Raw genomic sequence first — 24,777 nt, 5'->3', positions numbered from 1 at the left:
CGTGGTCGCCCCCACCCCCCGCATCCGCACACACGTCCGCGCAGGCCTATCCGCTGCGCACCCGCGCACCCACACACGGCCCGTACCTCAAGGAACGGACTGATCTGTCATGATCACGACAAAAACGGTATCGGCGGGATCCCCGCGCCGATTAGTACTCCCCACCCGCGCCAGAGCCCTCTTCCTCGTCCTCGTGGCCCTGCTCGCGACGATCCCGGCGCTCAGCCTGGTCGTCACGGCCGGCGGCGAGGCGGAGGCGCACGGCACCCCGATGAAGCCCGGCAGCCGTACCTTCCTGTGCTGGCAGGACGGCCTCACCGACACCGGTGAGATCAAGCCGGTCAACCCGGCCTGCAAGAACGCCCAGCAGGTCAGCGGCACCACGCCGTTCTACAACTGGTTCTCGGTACTGCGCTCGGACGGTGCCGGCCGCACCCGCGGCTTCGTGCCGGACGGCGAGCTGTGCAGCGGCGGCAACACCAACTTCACCGGCTTCAACGCGGCCCGCGACGACTGGCCGCTCACCCACCTCACCTCGGGCGCGACCGTCGACTTCTCGTACAACGCCTGGGCGGCGCACCCGGGTTGGTTCTACGTCTACATCACCAAGGACGGCTTCGACCCCAAGCAGACCCTCACCTGGGACGACATGGAGGCCCAGCCCTTCCTCAGTGTCGACCACCCGCCGCTCAACGGCAGCCCGGGCACGGTCGAGGCCAACTACTCCTGGAACGGCAAGCTCCCCGACGGCAAGTCGGGACGCCACCTCATCTACATGGTGTGGCAGCGCTCGGACAGCGCCGAGACCTTCTACTCCTGCTCCGACGTCGTCTTCGACGGCGGCAACGGCGAGGTCACCGGCATCCGCGACCCGGGCAACCCCACCGAGCCGGTTCCCGGTACCTGCACGGCCACCCGCAGGACGACGGGCAGTTGGAACGGCGGCTACCAGTCCGAGGTGACCGTCACCAACTCCGGCGACGTGCCGATGCTGGGCTGGATGGTCGACTGGACGCTGCCTGGCGGCCAGAAGGTCGACAGCCTGTGGAGCGGCAACGCGACCTACACCGGCCAGGCGGTGATGGTCCACAACGCCGACTGGAACGGTTCGCTGGATCCGGGGGAGAGTACGACGTTCGGCTACGTCGTCTCCGGCTCCGGCGGTGACACGGCGACGACACTTCCCTGCCGGGTCGGCTGAACCGCCGCTCGGGGCGGACCCGGTGGGCTGTGTGTGCCACCGGGTCCGCGAGCCGGCCGGGCGTGGGGGGAGAACGTCCGGTCGGGTGGGGTCGGCTTGTGGTGGGAGCAATGTCCTCGCCTGGCACGGCGACAACGTTGTCTGATGCTTTCCGTGCACGACTCTACCGCTCCGACGGCCGACGATGTCAATCCGGCCCAGGGCCGAACACCCCTGCCAGCCAGTCGAGTTGGCGGCGCACATGTACGGCGTCGCCGCCTTCATGACCGTTGTACGGATAGGCGTGGATCTCCCTGCCGGGATCCGCGCCGGCCAGCTCCCCATAGCGGTTGAACGCGGCGTACGCCCCGCTCGGCGGGCACACCGTGTCGCGCAGGCCCACGCCGAAGTGTGCCGGGGCCTGCGCGCGCCGGGCGAAGGAGATGCCCTCCAGGTAGGACAGGGTGCGGTAGGCCGCCTGTTCGGCGCCCCGGTGGACGGACAGGTACGCGGTGATCTCGCCGTACGGTGCCGCGTCGGTGAGGTCGAGGGCGCGTCGGATGCCGCACAGGAAGGGGGCCGTGACCAGGGCCGCCGCCAGGTCCGGCACCAACCCCGCGACGGCCAGGGCGAGGCCGCCGCCCTGGCTGTTGCCGACGACAGCGACGCGGCCGCCGTCCGCCCCGGGCAGCTCCCGCACCGCGGCGACCGCGCGCACCGCGTCCGTGATCAGGCGGCGGTAGTGGTGGTCCCGCGGGGCGAGCAGGCCGCGTACCGCGGGGCCGGGGCCGCCCGGGGCGCCCGCGTACGGGTCGGGGGTGTCGCCGCCGCAGCCGTACTGGTCGCCCTGGCCCCGGTTGTCCATGAGCAGGTGCGCGTATCCGGCGTTCACCCAGGTCAGCCGCTCGTGCGGGAGGCCGCGCCCGCGGCCGTACCCGGCGTACTCGACGACGGCGGGCAAGGGGGCGCGCACCCCGGCGGGCCGGCTGTACCAGGCGCGGACCGGATCGCCGGCGAAGCCGCGGAAGGTGACGTCCCAGGTCTGCGTCAGCCGCAGACCGCTGTCCACCGGGCGGGCCGACACCACCGGGTCCCGCTGTCCGGCCTCCTTCAGGGTGCCGAGCCAGAACTCGTCGAAGTCGGCGGGCTCTTCGGGATCCGGTCGGTACTGCTCGAGCTCTCTCTGGGGCAGGTCGAACGCGGGCACGGCGGCACCTCACAGGCGTCAACGGGGCGGCTCGGTCCGATCGTTGCGGCCGTAAGTCGGAAAGTTCCGTCGTGGACGCGCCGATCCCTTCATCTCTTCCACCCTCGTCCCGAGGTGAATCCAGGGCTGCGCAGTTGTCCCGCCGCTCAACTTTCCCCTCTGCAGCCCCCATTGACAGCGCTTTCTGCTGCCCCTAAGTTGCCGCGAAGTTACCGGTAAGAGCTCGAAAGTTTCGGTTCCGCGTCCCATGCCACGGGAGGCCCGAGCATGAGCACGTCCACCACGTCGGCCCCACCGCCGGGCACCCAGGACCCCCCTCCGGCCCGGGCCGCGCCCCGCCGCCGTACGCGAAAGGGCGCCCGCCCCGGATGGCGGCGGACCCTGCGCCGGGACTGGCAGCTGTACTCGCTGGCGGTGCTGCCGCTGCTGTTCTTCCTGGTCTTCCGCTATCTGCCGATGATCGGCAACGTCATCGCCTTCCGGCGCTTCGAGCCGGGCGGCTCGATCTTCGGCGAGCAGTGGGTGGGGCTGCGCTATGTGCGCATGTTCCTCACCGACCCCACCTTCTGGCAGGTGTTCCGCAACACCCTGTGGCTCGGCGGACTCACACTGGTCTTCTGCTTCCCGATCCCGATCGTGCTGGCGCTGCTGCTCAACGAGGTGCGTAGACGCTCGCTGAAGCGGTTCGTGCAGTCGGTGTCGTACCTTCCGCACTTCCTGTCGATCGTGATCGTCGCGGGCATCACGATGCAGATGCTCGCCACGGACGGCCCGGTCAACCACGCCCTCGGCTGGTTCGGGCACGAGCCGATCCGGTTCATCCAGGAACCGGAATGGTTCCGCACGATCTACGTCGGCTCCGAGATCTGGCAGACCGCCGGCTGGGGCACGATCCTCTATCTCGCCGCGCTCACCACGATCCACGAGGACCTGTACGAGGCCGCGCGCATCGACGGTGCCAACCGCTGGCAGCAGATCTGGCACGTCACCCTGCCCGGCATCCGGCCCACGATGATCACGCTGCTGATCCTCAACATCGGCACCTTCATGGCGGTCGGCTTCGAGAAGGTCCTGCTGCTCTACAACCCGCTGACGTATCCGAAGGCCGACGTGATCTCCACGTACGTCTACCGGACCGGTGTCGAGTCCAGCAGCTTCAGCTACGCCGCCGCCATCGGCCTGTTCGAGGCGGTCATCGGCCTGGTGCTGATCTTCTCCGCCAACCAGCTCTCGCGCCGCACAGTGGGGACGAGCCTGTGGTGAGCGTCAACCGGCCCACGCGTGGATACCGCGTCTTCCAGGGCGTCAACGGGGTGATCCTCACCCTCGTCGTGATCGTGACCCTGTACCCGTTCGTGAACATCGTCGCGCGGTCCTTCAGCGGAGAACGGCAGATCCGGGCCGGTGAGGTGGCGTTGTGGCCCAAGGGTTTCAACCTCACCACGTACAAGATCGTGTTCCAGGACTCGATGTTCTGGCGGAACTACGGCAACACCGTGCTCTACACGGTCGTGTCCACCGTCATCGCCATGGTCCTGACGACCTGTTACGCCTACGTCCTGTCGAAGAAGCAGCTGCGCGGGCGCGGACTGTTCGTCGGCATCGCCGTGTTCACCATGTTCTTCACCGGCGGTCTGATCCCCAACTACGTGCTGATCAGCAGCCTCGGCATGAAGAACACCATCTGGGCGCTGGCCATCCCCAACGCGATCAGCGTCTTCAACCTCCTGGTGATGAAGGCCTTCTTCGAGAGCCTGCCGACCGATCTGGAGGAGGCCGCGCAGATCGACGGCCTCAGTACGTACGGCATCCTCCTGCGGATCGTGCTGCCGCTGTCCAAGGCGGTCGTCGCGACGATGATCCTGTTCTACTCGGTGGCCTTCTGGAACTCCTGGTTCGCGGCGTTCCTGTACATGGACAGCACCGAGCTGATGCCCGTCACCGTCTATCTGCGCAACCTCATCTCGGGCGCCACCGGCGGCGGCAACGCCGGTGCCGCCACCGAGCAGCTCAGCCAGGTCGGGGCGAACATCCAGTCGGTCACGATCGTGCTCACCGCGCTCCCGATCCTCTGCGTGTACCCGTTCGTCCAGCGGTACTTCGTCTCGGGCGTGATGCTCGGCGCGGTCAAGGGCTGACGGCACCTCAATTCACTTACGGAACAAAGGAGTATCCGTGACGAACGCAGGAGAGCTGTCCCGGCGTCAGATCCTGGCCGCCGCGGGATTCATCGGCCTCGCCACCCTCACCGGCTGCGGCAGCGGGGACGACGGCGGGGACTCCAAGGACCTGTCGAAGAAGCAGAACGGGGCGATGAAGGAGTACCGCGCCGGGCAGCAGTTCAAGGCCGCCACGGCGCTGTCCTTCTCGGTCCTGCACAACAACAACCCGGTCTATCCGACGAAGGACAGCTGGCTGTTCTGGAAGGAGCTCACCAAGCGCACCGGAGTCACCCTGAAGCCGGTCGACGTTCCGCTCGTGGACTACGAGAAGAAGCGCAGCGTCCTGATCGGCGCGGGCGACGCCCCGTTCCTCATCCCCAAGACGTACCACCCGGCGGAGGTCGCCTTCGTGTCCTCCGGCGCGATCCTCCCGGTCAGCGACTACGTGCACCTGATGCCCAACTACCGGGCCAAGGTGAAGAAGTGGCGTCTTGAGCCCGAGCTCGACTCCATCCGGCAGTCCGACGGCAAGTACTACCTGCTGCCCGGTCTGCACGAGAAGGCCAAGTCCGGCTATTCGCTGTCCTTCCGCACGGACGTCCTCGACAGGCTCGGCCTGAGCCTGCCCACCACCTGGGACGAGGTGTACGAGGTCTTCAAGGCGATCAGGGCGGAGTACCCGGACCGCTACCCCTTCTCCGACCGCTGGAGCATCAACACCCCGTACCCGGTGGCCGCCCTCCTCAGCTACCTCGGGCAGGCGCACGGGGTCAGGGCGGGCTGGACGTACGACAACATCAGCTACGACTCCAAGGCGCAGAAGTTCGTCTTCACCGGCGCGCAGGACGGCTACCGCCGGATGGTCGAGTTCCTGAGAAAACTGGTCGCCGAGAAGCTGATGGACCCGGAGAGCTTCACCCAGACCGACGACGCCGCGGTGCAGAAGCTGCTCGGCGAGAAGTCCTTCGCGATCAGCGCCAACCCGCAGGAGCTGGTGCAGAACTACCGCTACAACCTGGAGAAGCAGGTCGAGGGCGCGAAGATCGAGATGATCCCGGTGCCGCTCGGACCGGCGGGGCCGGTCCTCATCGGCGGCAGTCGCCTCGAGAACGGCGTCATGATCTCCAGCAAGGCGCTCAAGAGCGACAGCTTCGTCGCGATGATGCAGTTCGTGGACTGGCTCTGGTACTCGGACGAGGGCCAGAAGTTCTGCAAGTGGGGTGTCCAGGGCGTCACGTACACCGAGTCCGGCGGCAGCCCCAAGCTGGAGTCGGGCATCAGCCTCATGGGTTCCGACCCGGACGCCCCGAAGGACCTGCAGAAGGACTACGGCTTCTTCAACGGCGTCTTCACCTACGGCGGCAGCTGGGCGCTGGTCTCCTCCTCCTTCAGCCCGGACGAGAAGAAGTTCCAGGCCGCCATGGCGGAGCGCAGAGAGCTGCCCATCGCCCCGGCGCACCCGCTCCAGTCCTTCGAGCAGGAGCAGGCGACGCTCTGGGACACCCCGCTCCGCGATCACGTCACCCAGAACACCCTCAAGTTCGCCCTCGGCAAGCGCCCGCTGTCCGAGTGGGACGCCTATGTCGCCGAGTTGAAGGCGAAGAACATGGACCGGCTGGTCGACCTGCACAACAAGGCGCAGGACCGCTTCAAGAAGGAGAACGGGTGAGCCGTGTGCCCGCCGGGTCGAGCGGCCGGCTCTCCGACGCCCGGCGGTTCCGCGTCGGCACCGGCCGCATCGGTCTCGCCCTGGTCACGTGGCACGGCGATGTCCGGGGGACCGTCCTCGCCGGGGCGCCGGTCGACGCGAGCGGCCAGACGCCGGGGCCCGAGCGGCACGCAAGGCGCCGGTCCGTCCCCGTCGTCGCCCTGGAGGCCTTCGTGCGACGCTCGCTCGTGGACGAGGAGCACGGCAACGCCCGTACGGCCTGGCAGCGCATGGCCGGCCCGCGTTCGCCCCGCCCGCACCAGATCGACGTACTGCCCGAAGCCGCCGAGCCCGCTCGCCGGCACCTGGGACTGCCCGTCGAGGACGAGGCACCGCCGTGGACGGACGAGCGGCGACTGCTCGGAAGGGAGCCGCGTTGAGCACCAGCACATCCGTCACCTTCGGGGAGGGCGTCCTCTCCCGCGCCGCCGCCCTGATCCACACCCTCGCCACCGTCGAAGCGCTGCTGTTAGCCGCCGCCGCGCCGGGCCTGGCCGGACTGCTGCTGGTGGGCCCCGACCCCGCCAACCTCCCCCTGGCCGCCCTGTGCCTCCTGCCCCTCGGCCCGGCCCTGTCCGCCGCCCTGTACGCCCTCCACCACCGCGACCGGGACCTCACCGACCTCCACCCGGCCCGCACCTACTGGCGGGGCTGGCGGCTCAACGCCCTCCCGGCCCTGAAGCTGTGGACGCCGCTGCTCGCCTGGCTGACCGTCCTCGCCTTCACCCTCACCCACTTCTCCGCCACCGGCCTCCCCGGCTGGTGGGCGGTGCTGCTCGCGGCCGTCGGCGCCGGCTCCCTCCTCTGGGGCGCCCACGCCCTGGTGCTCACCTCGCTCTTCGCCTTCCGTACCCGCGACACGGCCCGCCTCGCCGCGTACTTCCTGTTCCGGCACGGCCGCGCCACCCTCGGCGCCGCCTCGCTGCTCGTCCTGGCCGCCGGACTGACCGCCCTGCTGACCGAGGCCCTGCCCGCCCTGCTGGCCGCCCCGCTGCTGCTGTCCCTGCTGCACAGCGGCCGCCCGGTGATCGCCGAGACCCAGGAGGACTTCACCGCATGACCGTGCCCGGCACCCCCAGGATCCCGTACGGCGGTGACTACAACCCCGAGCAGTGGCCGGTGGAGGTCTGGGACGAGGACCACCGCCTCTTCGAGACGGCCCGCATCGACACCCTCACCGTCGGCGTCTTCTCCTGGTCGCTCACCCAACCGGCCGAGGACACCTACGACTTCACCCTCCTCGACCGCATCCTCGACCGTGCCGCCGCCGAGGGCCGCCGGGTCTGCCTCGCCACCGGCACCGCCGCCCTCCCGAGCTGGCTCGCGAAGAGGTACCCCGAGGTCAACCGCACCGACTTCGAGGGCCGCCGGCACCGCTACGGCCAGCGCCACAACTTCTGCCCCAGCTCACCGGCGTACCGTCGCCAGGCCACGGCGATGGCGGATCGCCTCGCCGAACGGTACGCCCGGCACCCGGCGTTGCTCGCCTGGCACGTCAACAACGAGTACGGAGGCGCCTGTTACTGCGACCTGTGCGCCGAGGCCTTCAGGGACTGGCTCCGCGAGAAGTACGCCACCCTCGACGCCCTCAACGACGCCTGGTGCACCACCTTCTGGTCCCACCGCTACACCGACTGGGCCGAGATCGAACCCCCGAACGCCCTCACCGAGCACTGGCGCGGCCCCGACCACACCGCCTTCCAGGGCACCACCCTCGACTACTTCCGCTTCACCACCGACGCCCTCCTCGGCTGCTTCCTCGCCGAGAAGGACGCGATCCGCGCCCACGACCCGGACACCCCCGTCACCACCAACTTCATGGGCATGTACCGCCCCCTCGACTACCACCGCTGGGCACCCCACCTCGACTTCGCCTCCTGGGACAGCTACCCGCCCCTCGACGCCCCGCCCACCTGGCCCGCCCTCGCCCACGACCTGATGCGCGGCCTCAAGGGCGGCGCCCCCTTCTGGCTGATGGAGCAGACCCCGTCCACCACGGCCTGCCGCGACGTCAACCCCCTCAGGCGCCCCGGCGAACTCCGCCTCGCCACCTTCCAGGCCGTCGCCCACGGCGCCGACGCGGCCCTGTACTTCCAGATGCGCGCCTCCCGCGGCGCCTGCGAGAAGTACCACGGGGCGGTCATCGGCCACGCGGGCCGCGACGACACCCGCGTCTTCCGTGAAGTGGCCGACCTGGGGCGGGAGTTGGAGCTGCTCGGAGACGCGAGCCTCGGCGCCCGCACCCCCGCCCGCACCGCCCTGGTCTTCGACTGGGACAGCTGGTGGGCCCTGGAGATCTCCGACGGCCCCTCCCGCCTCGTCCGCTACCAGGACACCGTCCACGCCTACTACCGTGCCGCCCGCGAGGCCGGCGCCGACGTGGACGTGATCCCCCAGACCGCCGACCTCACCCCGTACGACGTGGTCCTCGCCCCCGCCCTGCACATGATCAAGGGCGACCTGGCGGCTCGCCTGGAGGCGGTGGCCGCACGAGGTGGCACTGTCCTCTCCACCTTCCTCTCCGGCCGCGTCGACGAACACGACCGAGCGTTCCTCACCGACGTCCCAGGCCCGCTCGCCCCCCTCATGGGCATCCGGGTCGACGAATGGGACTCCCGAGCGCCGGAGTTCGTCCAGACCGTCCCCGAGCTGGGGGCAGAGGCCCGCCGCGTCTTCGAGATCGTGCAGCCACGCGGCGCCGAACCGATCGCCACCTACGGCACCGACTTCTACGCGGGTACCCCGGCCGTGACCCGGAACCGGTTCGGCGAAGGCAAGGGCGAGGGCTGGTACGTCGCCACGGCCCTCGACCAGCCGGGCGTGGACCACGTGGTACGCCGCGTCCTCGCCCGCCACGACCTGCTCGGCCCCTACGCCGACCAGCCGGGCCTGGAGACCGCGACCCGCGTCGCCCCGGACGGAACCGTCCTCCTCTTCCTCCTCAACCACACCACCGACCCCGCCCACCTGACCGCCCACGCCACGGCCACCGACCTCCTGACCGGCAAGCGGGTCGAACAAGGCGAGCCGCTCACCCTCGACCCACTCGGCACAGCGATCCTGCGCATTCAATAGGGCAGATCAATGAAGCAATCAATGGAGCAGATCAATAGATGCGGCGCCCCTGCGCGTCCGGCACACCCGACTTCCGGAAGAAGTAGCTGTTGATCTGATCGCGCCACTCGCGGGCACTGCGGAGCTGCTCCTCATAGCGCTCCACCCCCCGCGCGTGGCGCGCCGGATCGATCACGCCCGCCAGCGAAACCCACACCTCCCGGGCCTCCTCCACCTCCTCGACGCCCTCGAAGTGCGTGTCGTAGATGTGCTGGATCACCGTTTTCCCGCTGTGCAGTACGTGGTCGTACGACACGTGGTGGAAGAACAGCAGCAGTTCGTCGGGGCAGGTGTCGGACGACTCGTACACCTCGCACCAGGGCTTGGCGTACTGCGCCGCGAACCCCGTGCCCGTCGCCGCGCTCCGGTCGACCCCGACCCCGTCCCGGTCGGCGAAGTGGTAGGTCCCCCAGGGGCTGTACTCGTAGCCGTCGACGCTCGGCCCGTAGTGGTGCCCGGGCTGGACCATGAAGCCCACGCCGAGCGGCGCGGTGTACTTCTCGTACGTCCGCCACGAACCGTCCAGCACCGCGCGCAGCCCCGTCGCAGGACCCGTCCCGAAGGTGAGCCGGATCCACTCGTCGAGAACGCCGTCCGGATCCGCGTCCGGCCGCCAGGCCAGCCGCCCGAAGGTGTAGAGGTTGGCCTGGGCGAGCGGATGCCCGGTCCAGAAAGGGTCGTCGCCCGCGTTGGACACCGCCACCAGCCCACCCCGCGCCAGCGAGCCGACCTCCGTCTCGCCGTCCACCCGGAACCGCAGCACCTCGCTCCACATCGGCCCCAGCCAGCACACATGCCGCTGCTGCCCGGTGTACTCCTGACTGGCCTGCACCTCCACCGCGAGCCGGGTCCGCGGCATCGCGCCGATCAGCGGGGACACCGGCTCCCGTACCTGGAAGTCCATCGGCCCGTGCTTGACCTGGAGCACGGCGTTCGACGCGAACTCCCCGTCCAGCGGCACGAAATGGTCGTACGCGGCCCGCGCCCGGTCCGTCGTCCGGTCCCGCCAGTCCTGGCAGTGGTCGTAGACGAAGGCCCGCCAGTGCACGGTGCCGCCGTACGGTTCGAGCGCGGCGGCGAGCAGGTTCGCCCCGTCGGCGTGACTGCGGCCGTACGCGAACGGGCCGGGTTGACCCTCGGAGTCGGCCTTCACCACGTACCCGCCGAAGTCCTCGATCTCCTCGTACACCCGTGCCGTCGCCCCGGCCCACCACGCCCGTACCGAGGCGTCCAGCGGATCGGCCGTCGGCAGCCCGCCGAGCACCATCGGCGCGGCGAAGCTCACCGACAGATGCGTCCTGATGCCGTACGGCCTCAGCGCGTCCGCGATCTGGGCGACTTCACCGATCCGGTCCGTGAGCAGGTGTGCCTCGGTGTCGTGCACGTTGACGTTGTTCACCGCCACGGCGTTGATTCCACAGGCCGCCAGCAGCCGGCCGTACGCCCGCACCCGCTCCAGGTCGCCGCGCGCCCGCCCGTCCTGCCAGAACAGCGACCCGCCGGCGTACCCGCGCTCCACCTGCCCCATGACCGGGTGCACCGCCACGTTGTCCCAGTGGTCCAGCATCCGCAGCGCCAGTGCCGGACGGTGTTCCTCCTGTTTGCGCTCACCCGTGAAGGCGTCCTCGCCGAGCCGTACGACATGGAACAACCCGTACAGGAGCCCGGCCTGTCCCGACGCGGTGACGGTCGTACGGCCGCCCTCGCGCACGTACGTGAACGCTTCGGTGCCGTCGGTGCCCCTCAGCTCCAGCACCAGGTCGTACGGAGGAGCGCCCGGCCCGGCGTCGCGTACGACACGACCACCGAACCGGGCGCAGGCCTCCGCCACTTCCGCGTGCGCCGAGTCCACCAGCAGCCCCGATCCCCGGATCAGCGTCCGCCGGGTCCCGACCGCCCGGAAGGCGTCCGGCGGCAGCCAGGCCGGGTCGACACCCTCGGGCAGGGCGGGCACGGGAAGCGGCATGAGGACTCCCAACTCAGCTGCTCAGGCGAGCAGTTCGACCTCGGACACCACCGCCTCGCCGTCGACGACCAGACGGTACTTCTCGTAGTTACCCGGGGCTCTCACCGAGAACGCACGTGTCTGCCTGTCCCACGTGAAGGACTCCCCGGAGCGTTCGTCGAGGGTCTTCCACGTTGTTTCCTCGCAGAGTGCCCCGGTCTTCAGTCGGGGGCGAGCTCCTACGGAGAGGGCAGGGACAGCCGTTATCCCCCCTGTGCGAAGCGGCGTTCACCATCTTCGACCGCGCGTCGCACGAGTGAGACGAGCCAGGAGTTGAGAGAGCGGTCATCTGCGGCGGCGAGTGCCTTGGCCTTGGTGTACAGGTCGTCGGGGAGTCGGAGATTGAGCTTGGTCATGTCTCCAAGAATGGCCCTATAATGGGGCCATGTCCAGGTTTCGGATGCACCCGACGCGAGCGCAGGAAGAGCAGATGCTCGAACACTGCGCGCACGCCCGGTATGTATGGAACCTGGCCGTTGAGCAGCACTCGCACTGGTACAAGGGCCGCAAGGCCGCGCCGGGCTTTGCCGAGCAGTGCCGACAGCTCACCGCGGCTCGGCGCGCGAACGAATGGCTCGGCTCCGGGAACGTCGATGTGCAGCAGCAGGCCCTCAAGGACTTCGCCAAGGCCAAGAACGCCCGGTTCACGTCCGGGTTCGGTGAGCCGACCTGGCGCAAGAAGTTCCGGCACGAGGGCTTCCGCGTGATCGGCACGGACCGGGTTCCCCAATGCCGGCCCGACGGTACGCCCCTGGTGAACGCGAAGACCGGTAGGCAGGTCATGGGGCGGTCGGTCGTGGTGCAGCGGCTCAACCGCCGGTGGGCTCAGGTCAAGGTGCCCGGTTGCGGATGGGTCCGGTTCCGTCTCACCCGCTCCCGGCTGCCGAGCGCGAAGACGTTCCGGGTCACCTTCCGCAACGGCCAGTGGCACATCGCGTTCGCCATCATCCCCGAGCCGATCGACGCACCCGGCACGGGCGAGGTCATCGGTATCGACCGGGGCGTGAAGATCACCGCAGCGCTCTCGGACGGCCGGAAGCTGAAGTGCCCGCAGCTCACCACCAAGGAACGCGCGCAAATCCGCAAGCATGAGCGCCGAGCTGCCCGTGCCCCGAAGGGCAGCAAGTGCAAGAGCACCGAGTACGCCAAGGTCGCCAAGCTCAAAGCCCGTGAAGCCGACCGGCGCAAGGACTGGTGCGAGAAGGCCTCGACGATGCTCGCCCGCACCTATGACCTGGTGCGGTTCGAGAAACTCGACATCAAGAACATGACCGCCTCCGCAAAAGGGACGGTCGAACAGCCCGGCAAGAAGGTGCGTCAGAAAGCCGGACTGAACCGGGCGATTCTCGCCCAGGGCTGGGGCCTGCTCCGGCAGCGCACCGGACACAAGGCCCCCGGCCGGGTCGAGGACGTCCCGGCCCCGTACACGTCTTTGCGGTGCAGCGCCTGCGGATGGATCGAGAAGAACTCGCGTAAGAGCCAAGCCGAGTTCGTCTGCGTATCCTGCGGCTTCACCTGCAACGCCGACGAGAACGCAGCAAATAACGTCGCGGCAGGACAGGGCGGGATTCCCCGCCCCCGGCGCTCAGCCGGTGCCGGAGGGGTGACAGTGGCCACCGGCCGTTCGAGCGCCCGTGAACCTCAACCCACCTGGGTTGGAATCCCCCTATTTGAATGAGGGGGAGGATGTCAATGGTTGACGTAGAGGGCGGCGTCCTGCGGGACGGGGCCGTCGCTGCCGCCCGTGGAGAACTGCACGTCGGCCAGCTGGAGGATGTCGGCGCCGTTGTTCTTCGTGACGTCCAGCCGGAAGTGCCGGTACTCGGCGGCGGTCCCTCCGGCATGTCGTACGTCTTCGTCAGGGCCGCTCTTCGAACGACTCGCCGGAGCGGGTGTCGAGGGACTTCCACTCCTTGCCGTCCGTGGAGCCCTGGAGCGTCCAGTCCTTCGGGTCGCGCTCGGCGAAGTCGTTCGCGGAAGTGAGCGCGTACGTCACCACCTTCACCGGCTTGTCCAGGTCGAACTCGGCCCAGCCGGTCGGCTCGAAGGCCAGCCATTTGGTGCCCGGCTCGCCGTCCACGAGGTTCTCCTTCACCTCGCCGCCGCCGGTGTTCTCGGCGCTCGCCCGGACGTCCGTGACGTGGTCGGTGACGTTGCCGGGGATGCCGGTGCTGTAGCCGCCGTCGACGCCTGAGGCCCGTTTGCCGCCGTCGGGGGCGGTGTCGACGGTGTTGAGCCAGTCGGGTGCCGGGTCGCCCGTCTCGAAGGACGAGGCGAAGGACCGGTCGGCCGCGGCGGGTGCCTCAGGCAGGGCGACCGCCGCGCCCTGCGAGCCCACCGTCATGATCAGGGCGGCCAGCGACACCCGGACCGCCGCACCACGTCTGTGCCGAACCCTGTGCTGCTGCATACGCGAGCACTCTCCCCTGCGCGTGTGTGGACAACGTTGTCAACTGCTCTGCGCAAGGATCAGTAGTGGCTCAAGTGAACTGTGATGTCAAGGGTGTTGACTGTGGCATTCGGGCTTTATGTCGGGGATTTTTCCGGCAAGGTGCACACAGGTCGCTCATATTTCCGGGAGGTCTCAACTCGGGAAAGACCCGCGGCCAACCTTGCATTCGATCTTGCTCCATTGACCTGAAGTGGACTATACCTGTCGACGATTCACACGATCCGCACGTCATGATCCGCACGAACCTGCTTGACCTGACCGCGGTGCCCGGGAGGATCCGGTACACCGCCTGAGTCCTGGAGAAGGCGAGGACTTGAGCATGGGATCCACTTCCGCCGAGAACAACGGCACCGGTGGCGTCGGCCGCCGCGATCTGATCAAGCGGTCGGCCGCGCTGGGCCTGATCTCCGTACCCACGATGAGCTTCCTGTCGGCGTGCGCCAGCAGCGGCGGCGACGACAACGGGGACAAGGCCGAGACCGGAGAGAAGACCGCGAAGAACCCGCTGGGTGCGAACGACACCGCGGGGATGGAATTCGTCCTGTTCGACGGCGGATTCGGCAAGGAGTACGCCGAGGACGCCGTGAAGATCTACGAGAAGAACTTCCCCAAGGCCAAGGTGAAGTTCTCCGCCACCCAGAAGATCCAGTCCACCCTCCAGCCCCGGTTCAACCAGGGCACCCCGCCGGACCTCATCGACAACTCCGGCGCCGAGCAGATGGACATGGGCGTCCTGGCCGGCAAGAACCAGCTCACCGACCTCACCCCGCTCCTCGACGCCCCGTCCTACGACGACCCGAACAAGAAGGTCCGCGACACGCTGCGCCCCGGCATCGTGGAGATGGGCCAGCTCGACGGCGACCCGGTCTGGATCATGTACTACGCCTACACGGTGTACGGCGTCTGGTACTCGCAGAAGGCGCTGGACTCGCTCGACGCCACGTACCCCGAGACGTGGGACGAGATGCTCGCGGTCTGCGAGAAGGCCAAGAAGCAGGGCATCGCGGGCTGGACGTACGCGGGCAAATACCCGTATTACCTCCCCTTCTCGCTCTACCCGATGATCGGCAAGGTCGGGGGCGTCGAAGTCCTCGACGCCATCGACAACCTGGAGCCGAACGCCTGGAAGCACCCGGCGGTCAAGGCGTGTTTCGACGCCTATTACGAGCTCTACGCGAAGGGCTACATCCTCAAGGGCACGCCCGGTCTGGACCACATCCAGTCGCAGACCGCGTGGGCCAAGGGCAAGGCGCTGTTCATCCCGAACGGCTCCTGGGTGGAGAACGAGTCGGCGAACGTCATCCCGGCCGACTTCAACCTCGCCGTCTCCGCGCCGACCGGCATCGACTCCTCCGACAAGATGCCCTTCGGCACCATCTGGGCCTCCGGCGGCGAGCCCTTCATCGTCCCGGCCAAGGCGAAGAACGGCACCGGCGGCATGGAGCAGCTGCGCATCATGCTCAGCGAGGCGTCCTCGAAGAACTTCACCAGCAAGGTGAAGTCGCTGACCGCCTACAACGGCGGCACCGACGGCATCACCCTCACCCCCGGTCTGAAGTCCGGTGTCGCGGCGCTGGAGAAGGCCGGCGACAACGTGGTGAATCCGCGTCTGCAGGACTGGTACGTGCAGTTGCAGAAGGAGAAGATCGGGGTGTCCGGGCTCGGCGAGATGATGGCCGGCCGTCTTACTCCGGCCGAGGCGATCAAGAAGATCCAGGCCTACGCCGACGAGACCGCCAAGGACACGTCGATCAAGCACTACAAGCACCAGTAAACGGACCGGAGAAGCGATGCAGCACGGCAAGTACCGGTTCATCGTGGGGTTTTTGGCGCTGCCCCTCGGACTGTACGCGCTATTCGTGATCTGGCCGTTCATCCAGTCCATCTACTACTCGTTCACGGACTGGACCGGCCTGAGCCCCGAATTCAAGATGGTCGGCCTGGACAATTACCGGAGGATGCTGGACGACGAGATCTTCTGGAAGTCCTTGCAGCACAGCTTGATGTTCGCGCTCGTGCTGCCGCTGGTGACGATCAGTCTGGCGTTGTTCTTCGCCTTCATGATCAATGTCGGTGGCCGGAGAAGGAAGGGCGGACCGGTCATTTCCGGCGTCCGGGGCTCTTCCTTCTACAAGATCGTCTACTTCTTCCCGCAGGTGCTCTCGATCGCGATCGTCGCCCTGCTGTTCGCCTTCGCGTACAACCCGGACAGCGGCGCCATCAACTCAGCTCTGCGCGGGATCGGTCTCGACAGCGTCCAGCCCCTGTGGCTGGGCGACCCGAGCCTGGCCCTGTGGTGCGTGATGGCCGTGCTGGTGTGGTCCACGGTCGGCTTCTTCGTGGTCCTCTTCTCCGCCGGGATGGCCTCCATCCCGGCGGACCTGTACGAGGCCGCCCTGCTCGACGGGGCGGGCCGCGCCACCACGTTCTTCCGGATCACCCTGCCGCTGCTGTGGGACACCGTGCAGTCCGGCTGGGTCTACATGGGCATCCTCGCCCTGGGCGCCGAGTCGTTCGCGGTCGTACAGATCATGACGACCGGTCCCGGCGGTCCCGACTACTCGACCACCGTCATGGTCCTGTACGTGTACCAGAAGGCGTTCCGCGACGGGCAGGCCGCCTATGCCACCACCATCGGCGTCGCCCTTCTCGTCGTCACGCTGGCCTTCGCCGCCCTCGTGATGCGGCTGGGCCGGCGCGAGCGGCTGGAGTACTGATCAGATGAAGACCGAGACCCCCGCCCCCGTACCGGCAGAGCCCGGCATTCCTGTCGCCAAGGTCGATGTCCCGGGCGGCCCGCCCCGCAAGGACCGGAAGGAGGGCACCACCCTCAACGTCTTCTCGCACGGGATCCTGGTCATCTGGGCGATCCTGGTCGTGATGCCCTTGCTGTGGGCGGTGATGACGTCCTTCAAGGACGACAGCTCCATCTTCGGCTCGCCCTGGTCGCTGCCGGACAAACTGCACTTCGACAACTGGTCGCGGGCCTGGACCGAGGCCAACATGAGCGACTACTTCCTCAACACCATTCTGGTGGTGGGGGGTTCGCTCATCGGCACGCTGGTGCTCGGCTCGATGGCGGCCTATGTCCTGGCCCGCTTCGACTTCCCGGGCAACCGGTTCATCTACTACTTGTTCATCGGCGGCATGAGTTTCCCGGTCATGCTCGCACTGGTCCCGCTGTTCTACGTCGTGAACAACATGGGCCTGCTGAACACGATCCACGGCCTGATCCTGGTCTACATCGCCTACTCGCTCCCGTTCACGGTGTTCTTCCTGACCGCGTTCTTCCGCACTCTGCCGAGCTCGGTGGCGGAGGCGGCCTTCGTGGACGGGGCCTCGCACTCCCGGACGTTCTTCCAGATCATGCTGCCCATGGCCAAGCCCGGCCTGATCAGCGTGGGGATCTTCAACTTCCTCGGGCAGTGGAACCAGTACATGCTGCCCACGGTGCTGAACACCGATCCGGACAAGCGCGTCCTCACCCAGGGCCTGGTGCAGCTGGCGGTCAGCCAGGGGTACAAGGGCGACTGGTCGGGACTGTTCGCGGGCCTGGTGATGGCGATGCTGCCGGTGCTCGCGGCGTACATCATCTTCCAGCGTCAGGTGGTGCAGGGACTGACCGCGGGGGCGCTGAAGTAAGGGCGCCCTCACCCGTACGGCCACCGCTTCCGGATCTTCCGGAAGCGGTGGCCGTGTTTGTGTACATGAACGCGGATGCGGTTCAACCTCTTGACGGGAGGCGACCCGAACGGCTCAGCTTAGAGTTCACTAGTTGGACATAGACGGGGCCTCATTGAAGCGGTCCCGCGCGCAGGAGGTCGTCGTGGAGACTCCGGGGTCGCAGTCGTCACTGCACCGAGCCAACCTGGAGCGGGTCGTACGGGCCGTACGGTTGGCCGGGTCGCTCACGCAGGCGGAGATCGCGCGGGCGACGGGCCTGTCCGCGGCGACCGTCTCCAACATCGTGCGCGAACTCAAGGACGGCGGAACCGTCGAGGTCACGCCCACTTCGGCGGGCGGCCGCCGGGCCCGCAGCGTCTCGCTGAGCGGGGACGCCGGGATCGTCATCGGCGTCGACTTCGGGCACACGCATTTGCGCGTCGCGGTCGGAAACCTCGCCCACCAGGTGCTGGCCGAGGAGGCCGAGCCGCTCGATGTGGACGCCTCCTCGACGCAGGGCTTCGACCGGGCGGAACAGCTGGTCAGTCGCCTGATCGCAGCAACGGGCGTCGACCGGTCGAAGATCGCCGGTGTGGGCCTCGGCGTACCCGGCCCGATCGACCTGGAGTCCGGCACCCTCGGCTCCTCCGCCATCCTGCCGGGCTGGATCGGCACCAAGCCCGCCGAGGAGCTCAAAGGCCGCTTGGGCGTGCCCGTGCACGTGGACAACGACGCCAATCTCGGCGCCCTCGGCGAGCTGGTGTGGGGCAGCGGGCGGGGGGTGCGCGACCTGGCGTACATCAAGGTCGCCAGCGGTGTCGGCGCCGGCCTGGTGATCAACGGGAAGATCTACCGAGGGCCCGGTGGCACTGCGGGCGAAATCGGACATATTACACTTGACGAGTCCGGCCCCGTCTGCCGTTGCGGTAACCGGGGCTGCCTGGAGACCTTCGCGGCCGCGCGCTATGTGCTGCCGCTGCTCCAGTCCAGCCACGGGACCGACCTGACGATGGAAGGCGTCGTACGACTGGCACGGGACGGAGACCCGGGCTGTCGTCGGGTGATCGCCGACGTCGGCCGACACATCGGCAGTGGAGTCGCCAATCTCTGCAATCTGTTGAACCCGAGCCGGGTGGTCCTGGGTGGTGATCTCGCCGAGGCCGGTGAGCTGGTGCTCGGGCCGATCAGGGAGTCTGTCGGCCGCTATGCGATCCCCAGTGCGGCACGCCAACTGTCGGTGCTTCCAGGGGCCCTTGGAGGTCGTGCGGAGGTGCTCGGAGCACTTGCTCTCGCGCTCAGCGAGATGGGTGATTCGACCCTTTTGGATGGCACGCTGCACGCGGCCACTCCTGCCTTCACTTAGAGAACGCAGGACGCCGTTGCCATCTCGTTAAGTATTTACTTCTTGACGTCGCACGTGTGGCCGAGTTGACTTCCAGCCACCTCGGTCGCAATGTCGCGGCCTCGTCAGGGAGGTTTCTGAAGTGAATACGCGTATGCGTCGCGCCGCCGTTGCTGTTGTGGTCTCGGCCCTCGCCGTCTCGGCCGCCGCTTGTGGCAAGGCCGGCGACGACGACTCGGACAGCGGCAGCAGCTCGGACAGCAAGTCGATCGGCCTGCTTCTTCCCGACAACGTCACCGCTCGTTACGAGAAGTTCGACAAGCCGTACTTCGAGGACAAGGTCAAGGCGCTCTGCTCCGACTGCACGGTCGAGTACGCCAACGCCGCCGCCGACTCGGCCAAGCAGGCGCAGCAGGTCAGCAGCATGATCACCAAGGGCGTCAAGGTCATCGTGATCAGCGCCCAGGACTCCGCCGCGATCAAGTCCTCGATCCAGAGCGCGGTCGACAAGGGCGTCAAGGTCATCGCGTACGACCGTCTGGCCCAGGGCCCGGTCTCCGCGTACGTCTCCTTCGACAACGTCAAGGTCGGCGAGCTCCAGGGCCAGGCCCTGATCGACGCTCTCGGCTCCAAGGCGACCCCGAAGTCCAAGGTCGTCATGATCAACGGTGACGACGCCGACCCGAACGCCGCGCAGTTCAAGGAAGGCGCCCACAAGGCCCTCGACGGCAAGGTGGACATCGCCTACGAGCAGTCGGGTCTGTGGAAGGACACGGTCGCCGCGCAGAAGATGTCGGCCGCCATCACGCAGCTCGGCGCCAAGAACATCGCGGGCGTCTACGCCGCCAACGACGGCATGGCCGGTGGTATCGCGACCGCCCTCAAGGGCGCCGGCATCAGCGGCATCCCGCTGACCGGTCAGGACGCGGAGCTCGCCGGTATCCAGCGCATCGTCGCCGGCACCCAGTCCAGCACCGTCTACAAGGCCTTCAAGCCGGAGGCCGAGGCGGCCGCCCAGCTCGCGGTCAACCTGCTCGACGGCAAGAGCATCGACGACCTGGCCACCGAGACGCTGACCAGCGGTTCCGGCGACAAGGTGCCCTCGCAGCTGCTGACCCCGGTCTCGGTCACCGTCGACAACATCCAGGACACGGTGATCAAGGACAAGCTGTACACCGTCGCCGACATCTGCACCGCGACCTACGCCGCCAAGTGCAAGGCGGCCGGTCTGCAGTAGCAGCCGCGCAGCGGCATGCAGAGCCTGTCCGGCGCCCGCCCCACCTTCACACCCCGCTGCGGGGCGGGCGCCGGACGGAAGCATGACGCGAGCGGCCAGGGACGGTCGGGCACATCCCCGCGCCGTCCCGGTGCCGCTCAGCCGTTGCCAAGAGGCACCGGCCGCGCGCATGTTCATCTTGTTAACCAGTGCCTCGAGTTGTTGACAGTGCCTCGAGCACAACCCTCCGCGCCTTTTGACAAGCGCGGCATCCCCGCCGGTCAGGCGGCGAAGGAGATGGTTCACGTGTCCGCTACGCCCGTGTTGGCGTTGCGCGGAGTCTCCAAGCGATTCGGTGCGGTGCAGGCCCTCACCGACGTCGAACTGGAGGTCCACGCCGGAGAAGTGGTCGCCCTGGTGGGCGACAACGGCGCAGGAAAGTCCACCCTGGTCAAGACGATCGCCGGCGTGCACCCCATCGATGAGGGCATCATCGAGTGGGACGGCAAGCCGGTCAGCATCAACAAGCCGCACGACGCCCAGGGACTCGGCGTCGCGACCGTCTACCAGGACCTCGCGCTGTGCGACAACCTCGATGTCGTCGGCAACCTCTACCTCGGCCGTGAGCTGCTGCACCGCGGTGTCATCGACGAGGTCACGATGGAGAAGAACGCCCGCGAGCTGCTGAGCACCCTCTCCATCCGCATCCCGAGCGTGCGCATCCCGATCGCCAGCCTCTCCGGCGGTCAGCGCCAGGTCGTCGCGATCGCCCGCGCGCTGATCGGCGACCCGAAGATCGTCATCCTCGACGAGCCCACCGCCGCCCTGGGTGTCGAGCAGACCGCGCAGGTCCTCGACCTGGTCGAGCGGCTGCGTGAGCGCGACCTCGGCGTCATCCTCATCAGCCACAACATGGCCGACGTGAAGGCGGTCGCGGACACCGTCGCCGTCCTGCGCCTGGGCAAGAACAACGGGTCCTTCCCGGTGAAGGACACCACCCACGAAGAGATCATCGCCGCGATCACCGGGGCCACGGAGAACGCCGTGACCCGTCGTGCCGGGCGTCGCACCACGGAGGCGGCAAAGTGAGCGACACGTCCAAGACCGTGAAGCAGGATCCGGAGCCGGCCTCCCAGGCCACCGTCGCTCCGGCCGACGACCCCACGGCCGCCCCGGTCACCGTCCTCGACCCGCGGCTGCTGATCCGCGAAGAGGGCCTCAAGGGCTACGTCACCGAGTTCAAGCGGAAGATGAAGGGCGGCGAGCTCGGCTCCCTGCCCGTCGTCATCGGCCTGATCGTCATCTGGACGATCTTCCAGCTGCAGAACGACCGGTTCCTCAGCGCCGACAACCTGTCCAACATCAGCTACTACCTCTCGGCCACCGGCATGCTCGCCATCGGCCTGGTGTTCGTGCTGCTGCTGGGTGAGATCGACCTGTCCGTCGGCTCCGTCAGCGGCCTGGCGTCCACACTGTTCGCCGTCTTCGTGGTCGACCACGGGGTGAACTCGTGGCTGGCCCTGGTGCTGACCGTGGTCACCGGTGTCGGGATCGGCGCCCTGCACGGCTGGTTCTTCGCCAGGATCGGCGTTCCGGCCTTCGTGGTGACCCTGGCGGGCTTCCTGGGCTGGAACGGTCTGATGCTGTGGCTGCTCGGTGAGAGCGGCACCATCAACATCCCGGACGAGGGTCCGGTGCACCTGTTCGGCCAGAGCTCGTTCTTCATGGACCAGGCCGTCATCGGCGGCTACCTGCTCGCCGGCCTCGGTGTCGCCTCCATGCTCTACGGCTCGCTCATGGACCAGCGCCGCCGTCGTGCCGCCGGTGTGCCCTTCCGGCCCACCAGTGAGATCGCGCTGCGGGTCGGTGCCCTCGCGGTGGCCGCGTTCGTCTCCGCCTACGTCCTGAACCAGGCCGCCGGTGTGTCCAACGCGCTGGTGATCTTCCTCGCGTCGCTGGTGATCGTGGACTTCGTGCTGCGGCGTACGCCGTACGGCCGCAAGGTCTTCGCGGTCGGCGGCGGCATCGAGGCGGCCCGCCGTGCCGGTATCAACGTGTCCATGATCCGTATCACCGTGTTCGCCATCGCAGGTGGCTTCGCGGCGGTCGGCGGCATGTTCTTCGCCGGGCAGACGCAGAGCGCCACGCTGAACGCCGGTGGCGGCAACACGCTGATGCTGGCGATCGCCGCGGCGGTCATCGGTGGTACCAGCCTCTTCGGTGGGCGGGGCACGGTGTGGTCCGCGCTGCTGGGCATGCTGGTCATCCAGTCGATCCAGACCGGTCTGGACCTGCTGAACATGAACACGTCGATCCAGTACATGATCACGGGTGCGGTTCTGCTGGGTGCGGTTGTCATCGACTCCGTCTCGCGTCGGAGTCAGAAGGCTGCGGGGCGCGCGTAGCGCGGTCGCGCCGTAGGGGTGCGGCTCGGATTGCGGGTGCCGGTCCGTTGGGGCTGGTCGCGCAGTTCCCCGCGCCCCTGGAGGGCGCCTCAGTTGCCCGGCACTGAAAAAGTGCCGGGCAACAGCCATGTCGTAGGACCGGCACAACTTGGGTACAGCCGATCGCGTGACGTATCACGCACCGCCCGGGCGCGGGCCACGAAGGCGGAACATTAGACTCGACAAGCCCGGCAACAGCTCTACTGCAAGGAGGCACGGGTGCCGCTGCTGACCCGCATCAGGGGACCGCGCGATCTGGACCGGCTCAGCCTGGAGCAGCTGGACCAGCTGGCCGAGGAGATCCGGAACTTCCTCGTCGACGCCGTCTCCAAGACCGGCGGCCACCTCGGCCCCAACCTCGGTGTGGTCGAGCTCACCATCGCCCTGCACCGGGTGTTCGACTCGCCGAAGGACAAGGTGCTCTGGGACACCGGACACCAGTCCTACGTGCACAAGCTGCTCACCGGCCGTCAGGACTTCTCGAGGCTGAAGATGAAGGGCGGCCTCTCGGGCTACCCCTCGCAGGCCGAGTCCGAGCACGACGTCATCGAGAACAGCCACGCCTCGACGGTCCTCGGCTGGGCCGACGGCATCGCCAAGTCCCACCAGATCCTCAAACGCGACGACCACGTGGTCGCCGTGATCGGTGACGGGGCGCTGACCGGCGGCATGGCCTGGGAGGCGCTCAACAACATCGCGGCCGCCAAGGACCGCCCGCTGGTCATCGTCGTCAACGACAACGAGCGCTCGTACGCGCCGACCATCGGCGGCCTCGCCGACCACCTGGCGACGCTGCGGACGACGGACGGGTACGAGCGGTTCCTCGCCCGCACCAAGGAGGTCCTGGAGCGGACGCCCGTCGTCGGCAGGCCGCTGTACGAGACCCTGCACGGGGCCAAGAAGGGCCTCAAGGACTTCATCGCCCCCCAGGGCATGTTCGAGGACCTCGGCCTGAAGTACGTCGGCCCGATCGACGGCCACGACATCGAGGCCCTGGAGTCCGCGCTGGCCCGTGCCAAGCGCTTCGGCGGCCCGGTCATCGTGCACTGCCTCACCGAGAAGGGCCGCGGCTACCAGCCCGCCCTCCAGGACGAGGCGGACCGCTTCCACGCCGTCGGCAAGATCCACCCCGACACCGGCCTGCCGATCTCCAGCTCCGGCGCCGACTGGACCTCCGTGTTCGGCGAGGAGATGGTCGAGCTCGGCAAGGAGCGCGAGGACATCGTCGCGATCACGGCCGCCATGCTGCAGCCGGTCGGTCTCGACAAGTTCGCCAAGGCCTTCCCGGAGCGGGTCTACGACGTCGGCATCGCCGAGCAGCACGCCGCCGTCTCCGCGGCGGGCCTCGCCACGGGTGGTGTGCATCCGGTGTTCGCGGTGTACGCCACCTTCCTCAACCGTGCCTTCGACCAGGTCCTCATGGACGTCGCCCTGCACAAGTGCGGGGTGACGTTCGTCCTGGACCGGGCCGGCGTCACCGGCACCGACGGCGCCTCCCACAACGGCATGTGGGACATGTCGATCCTCCAGGTCGTACCGGGGCTGCGGCTGGCCGCCCCGCGCGACGCCGACCAGGTCCGCGCCCAGCTGCGCGAGGCCGTCGCCGTCGACGACGCGCCGACCGTGGTCCGCTTCTCCAAGGGCGCCGTCGGCCCCGCGGTCCCCGCCGTGGGCCGCGTCGGCGGCATGGACGTGCTGCGCGAGCCCGGCACCGACACCCCGGACGTGCTCCTCGTCTCCGTGGGCGCGCTGGCGCCCATGTGCCTGGAGATCGCGAACCTCCTCGACAAGCAGGGCATCTCCACCACCGTCGTCGACCCGCGCTGGGTCAAGCCCGTCGACGAGGCCATGGCCCCGCTCGCCGAGCGCCACCGCGTGGTCGTCACCGTCGAGGACAACTCCCGCGTCGGCGGTGTCGGTTCCACGATCGCGCAGGCCCTGCGCGACGCGGGCGTCGACATCCCGCTGCGCGACTTCGGCATCCCGCCGCGTTTCCTCGACCACGCCTCCCGCGCCGAGGTGATGGCGGAGATCGGCCTCACGGCCCCCGACATCGCCCGCCAGGTCACCGGCCTGGTCTCCAGGCTGGACGGCAAGTACGGCAGCACGGCGGCCGAGGTCGACTCGGTGGAGCCCGCGCGCGACTGACACCCCCGAATGGGCCGTTCGTACCACCCTTCACAGTGGTACGAGCGGCCCATTCGCGTGAATCCGCCCGCGTCGGGGCATACGCACTACGCCCCCTCTCGATCATGTCGAGGACGACAAAGCGTGGGAGGTACGC

19 protein-coding genes and 1 pseudogene are annotated in these 24,777 nt (G+C 68.3%); 16 read left to right on the top strand and 4 right to left on the bottom strand.

The window, feature by feature from the left end; genetic code table 11:
* Nucleotides 1–109: 109 nt before the first annotated feature.
* The gene (locus tag OG252_RS14485; RefSeq protein ID WP_266432592.1) at nucleotides 110–1,201 is read left to right on the top strand and encodes a lytic polysaccharide monooxygenase auxiliary activity family 9 protein; all 1,092 of its coding nucleotides are present in this window, start codon (nucleotides 110–112) and stop codon (nucleotides 1,199–1,201) included.
* Nucleotides 1,202–1,388: 187 nt separating this feature from the next.
* Here the strand turns inward: OG252_RS14485 and OG252_RS14480 are convergent, their stop codons facing one another.
* Nucleotides 1,389–2,387, bottom strand: a complete 999-nt coding sequence (locus OG252_RS14480; protein WP_329336459.1) for an acetylxylan esterase — start codon at nucleotides 2,385–2,387, stop codon at nucleotides 1,389–1,391.
* A gap of 267 nt (nucleotides 2,388–2,654) precedes the next feature.
* Here OG252_RS14480 and OG252_RS14475 point away from each other — a divergent pair, with 267 nt between their 5' ends.
* Genes OG252_RS14475 through OG252_RS14450 form a run of 6 tightly spaced genes read left to right on the top strand, consistent with a single transcriptional unit; the run spans nucleotide 2,655 to nucleotide 9,332 of the window.
* Complete coding sequence (locus tag OG252_RS14475) at nucleotides 2,655–3,650, top strand: ABC transporter permease (RefSeq protein WP_329336457.1); 996 nt, start codon at nucleotides 2,655–2,657, stop codon at nucleotides 3,648–3,650.
* The gene (locus OG252_RS14470) at nucleotides 3,644–4,525 is read left to right on the top strand and encodes a carbohydrate ABC transporter permease (protein WP_329336455.1); all 882 of its coding nucleotides are present in this window, start codon (nucleotides 3,644–3,646) and stop codon (nucleotides 4,523–4,525) included. The genes OG252_RS14475 and OG252_RS14470 overlap by 7 nt, the downstream gene beginning before the upstream one ends.
* A 37-nt stretch (nucleotides 4,526–4,562) precedes the next feature.
* A complete protein-coding gene (locus OG252_RS14465; RefSeq protein WP_329336453.1) occupies nucleotides 4,563–6,218 on the top strand; it encodes an ABC transporter substrate-binding protein in 1,656 nt (551 codons plus the stop codon).
* A complete protein-coding gene (locus OG252_RS14460) occupies nucleotides 6,215–6,637 on the top strand; it encodes a hypothetical protein (RefSeq protein ID WP_329336451.1) in 423 nt (140 codons plus the stop codon). Before OG252_RS14465 ends, OG252_RS14460 begins: the two co-directional genes overlap by 4 nt.
* Nucleotides 6,634–7,317 (top strand): hypothetical protein, encoded by a 684-nt coding sequence (locus tag OG252_RS14455; RefSeq protein WP_329336449.1) that lies wholly within the window; start codon nucleotides 6,634–6,636, stop codon nucleotides 7,315–7,317. The genes OG252_RS14460 and OG252_RS14455 overlap by 4 nt, the downstream gene beginning before the upstream one ends.
* The gene (locus OG252_RS14450) at nucleotides 7,314–9,332 is read left to right on the top strand and encodes a beta-galactosidase (protein WP_329336447.1); all 2,019 of its coding nucleotides are present in this window, start codon (nucleotides 7,314–7,316) and stop codon (nucleotides 9,330–9,332) included. Before OG252_RS14455 ends, OG252_RS14450 begins: the two co-directional genes overlap by 4 nt.
* Before the next feature lie 31 nt (nucleotides 9,333–9,363).
* On the opposite strand, the gene OG252_RS14445 is transcribed toward OG252_RS14450, so the two are convergent.
* A complete protein-coding gene (locus OG252_RS14445; protein WP_329336445.1) occupies nucleotides 9,364–11,337 on the bottom strand; it encodes an alpha-glucuronidase in 1,974 nt (657 codons plus the stop codon).
* Between the two features lie 242 nt (nucleotides 11,338–11,579).
* Nucleotides 11,580–11,732 carry a toxin-antitoxin system HicB family antitoxin gene (locus OG252_RS14440; RefSeq protein WP_266432574.1) on the bottom strand — a complete coding sequence of 51 codons (153 nt, stop codon included), beginning with the start codon at nucleotides 11,730–11,732 and terminating at the stop codon, nucleotides 11,580–11,582.
* 29 nt (nucleotides 11,733–11,761) lie between these two features.
* Here OG252_RS14440 and OG252_RS14435 point away from each other — a divergent pair, with 29 nt between their 5' ends.
* Nucleotides 11,762–13,054, top strand: a complete 1,293-nt coding sequence (locus OG252_RS14435) for an RNA-guided endonuclease InsQ/TnpB family protein (protein WP_329336443.1) — start codon at nucleotides 11,762–11,764, stop codon at nucleotides 13,052–13,054.
* Nucleotides 13,055–13,089: 35 nt separating this feature from the next.
* Here the strand turns inward: OG252_RS14435 and OG252_RS14430 are convergent.
* A pseudogene (locus OG252_RS14430) lies at nucleotides 13,090–13,720 on the bottom strand (discoidin domain-containing protein); the annotation flags it as partial.
* A 427-nt stretch (nucleotides 13,721–14,147) separates the two neighbouring features.
* Between OG252_RS14430 and ngcE the strand changes: the two are divergent.
* The 8 genes from ngcE to dxs all read left to right on the top strand — a co-directional run bounded on the left by ngcE (nucleotide 14,148) and on the right by dxs (nucleotide 24,641).
* Nucleotides 14,148–15,602: an N-acetylglucosamine/diacetylchitobiose ABC transporter substrate-binding protein gene (ngcE, locus tag OG252_RS14425; RefSeq protein WP_329336441.1), complete on the top strand. Its 1,455-nt coding sequence runs from the start codon at nucleotides 14,148–14,150 to the stop codon at nucleotides 15,600–15,602.
* Between the two features lie 16 nt (nucleotides 15,603–15,618).
* A complete protein-coding gene (locus tag OG252_RS14420) occupies nucleotides 15,619–16,545 on the top strand; it encodes a carbohydrate ABC transporter permease (protein ID WP_266432569.1) in 927 nt (308 codons plus the stop codon).
* 4 nt (nucleotides 16,546–16,549) lie between these two features.
* The gene (locus OG252_RS14415; protein WP_329336439.1) at nucleotides 16,550–17,470 is read left to right on the top strand and encodes a carbohydrate ABC transporter permease; all 921 of its coding nucleotides are present in this window, start codon (nucleotides 16,550–16,552) and stop codon (nucleotides 17,468–17,470) included.
* A 184-nt stretch (nucleotides 17,471–17,654) separates the two neighbouring features.
* Nucleotides 17,655–18,854, top strand: coding sequence for an ROK family transcriptional regulator (locus OG252_RS14410; RefSeq protein WP_329336437.1), 1,200 nt, complete (start codon nucleotides 17,655–17,657; stop codon nucleotides 18,852–18,854).
* A 133-nt stretch (nucleotides 18,855–18,987) separates the two neighbouring features.
* Nucleotides 18,988–20,070 carry a sugar ABC transporter substrate-binding protein gene (locus OG252_RS14405; RefSeq protein WP_266448010.1) on the top strand — a complete coding sequence of 361 codons (1,083 nt, stop codon included), beginning with the start codon at nucleotides 18,988–18,990 and terminating at the stop codon, nucleotides 20,068–20,070.
* 276 nt (nucleotides 20,071–20,346) lie between these two features.
* Nucleotides 20,347–21,138 carry an ATP-binding cassette domain-containing protein gene (locus OG252_RS14400; RefSeq protein WP_266432564.1) on the top strand — a complete coding sequence of 264 codons (792 nt, stop codon included), beginning with the start codon at nucleotides 20,347–20,349 and terminating at the stop codon, nucleotides 21,136–21,138.
* Complete coding sequence (locus tag OG252_RS14395; protein ID WP_266432562.1) at nucleotides 21,135–22,454, top strand: sugar ABC transporter permease; 1,320 nt, start codon at nucleotides 21,135–21,137, stop codon at nucleotides 22,452–22,454. Before OG252_RS14400 ends, OG252_RS14395 begins: the two co-directional genes overlap by 4 nt.
* 258 nt (nucleotides 22,455–22,712) lie before the next feature.
* Entirely contained in the window at nucleotides 22,713–24,641 is a 1,929-nt protein-coding gene (gene dxs / locus OG252_RS14390; protein WP_266432560.1) for a 1-deoxy-D-xylulose-5-phosphate synthase, read from the top strand.
* Nucleotides 24,642–24,777: the final 136 nt, after the last annotated feature.

Origin of the sequence: Streptomyces sp. NBC_01352, from assembly GCF_036237295.1 — a bacterium.
Classification (GTDB): Bacteria; Actinomycetota; Actinomycetes; order Streptomycetales; family Streptomycetaceae; genus Streptomyces; species Streptomyces plumbiresistens.
The sequence above is the reverse complement of the archived record's forward strand: the minus strand, read 5'-3'. Positions and strand labels throughout refer to the sequence as shown.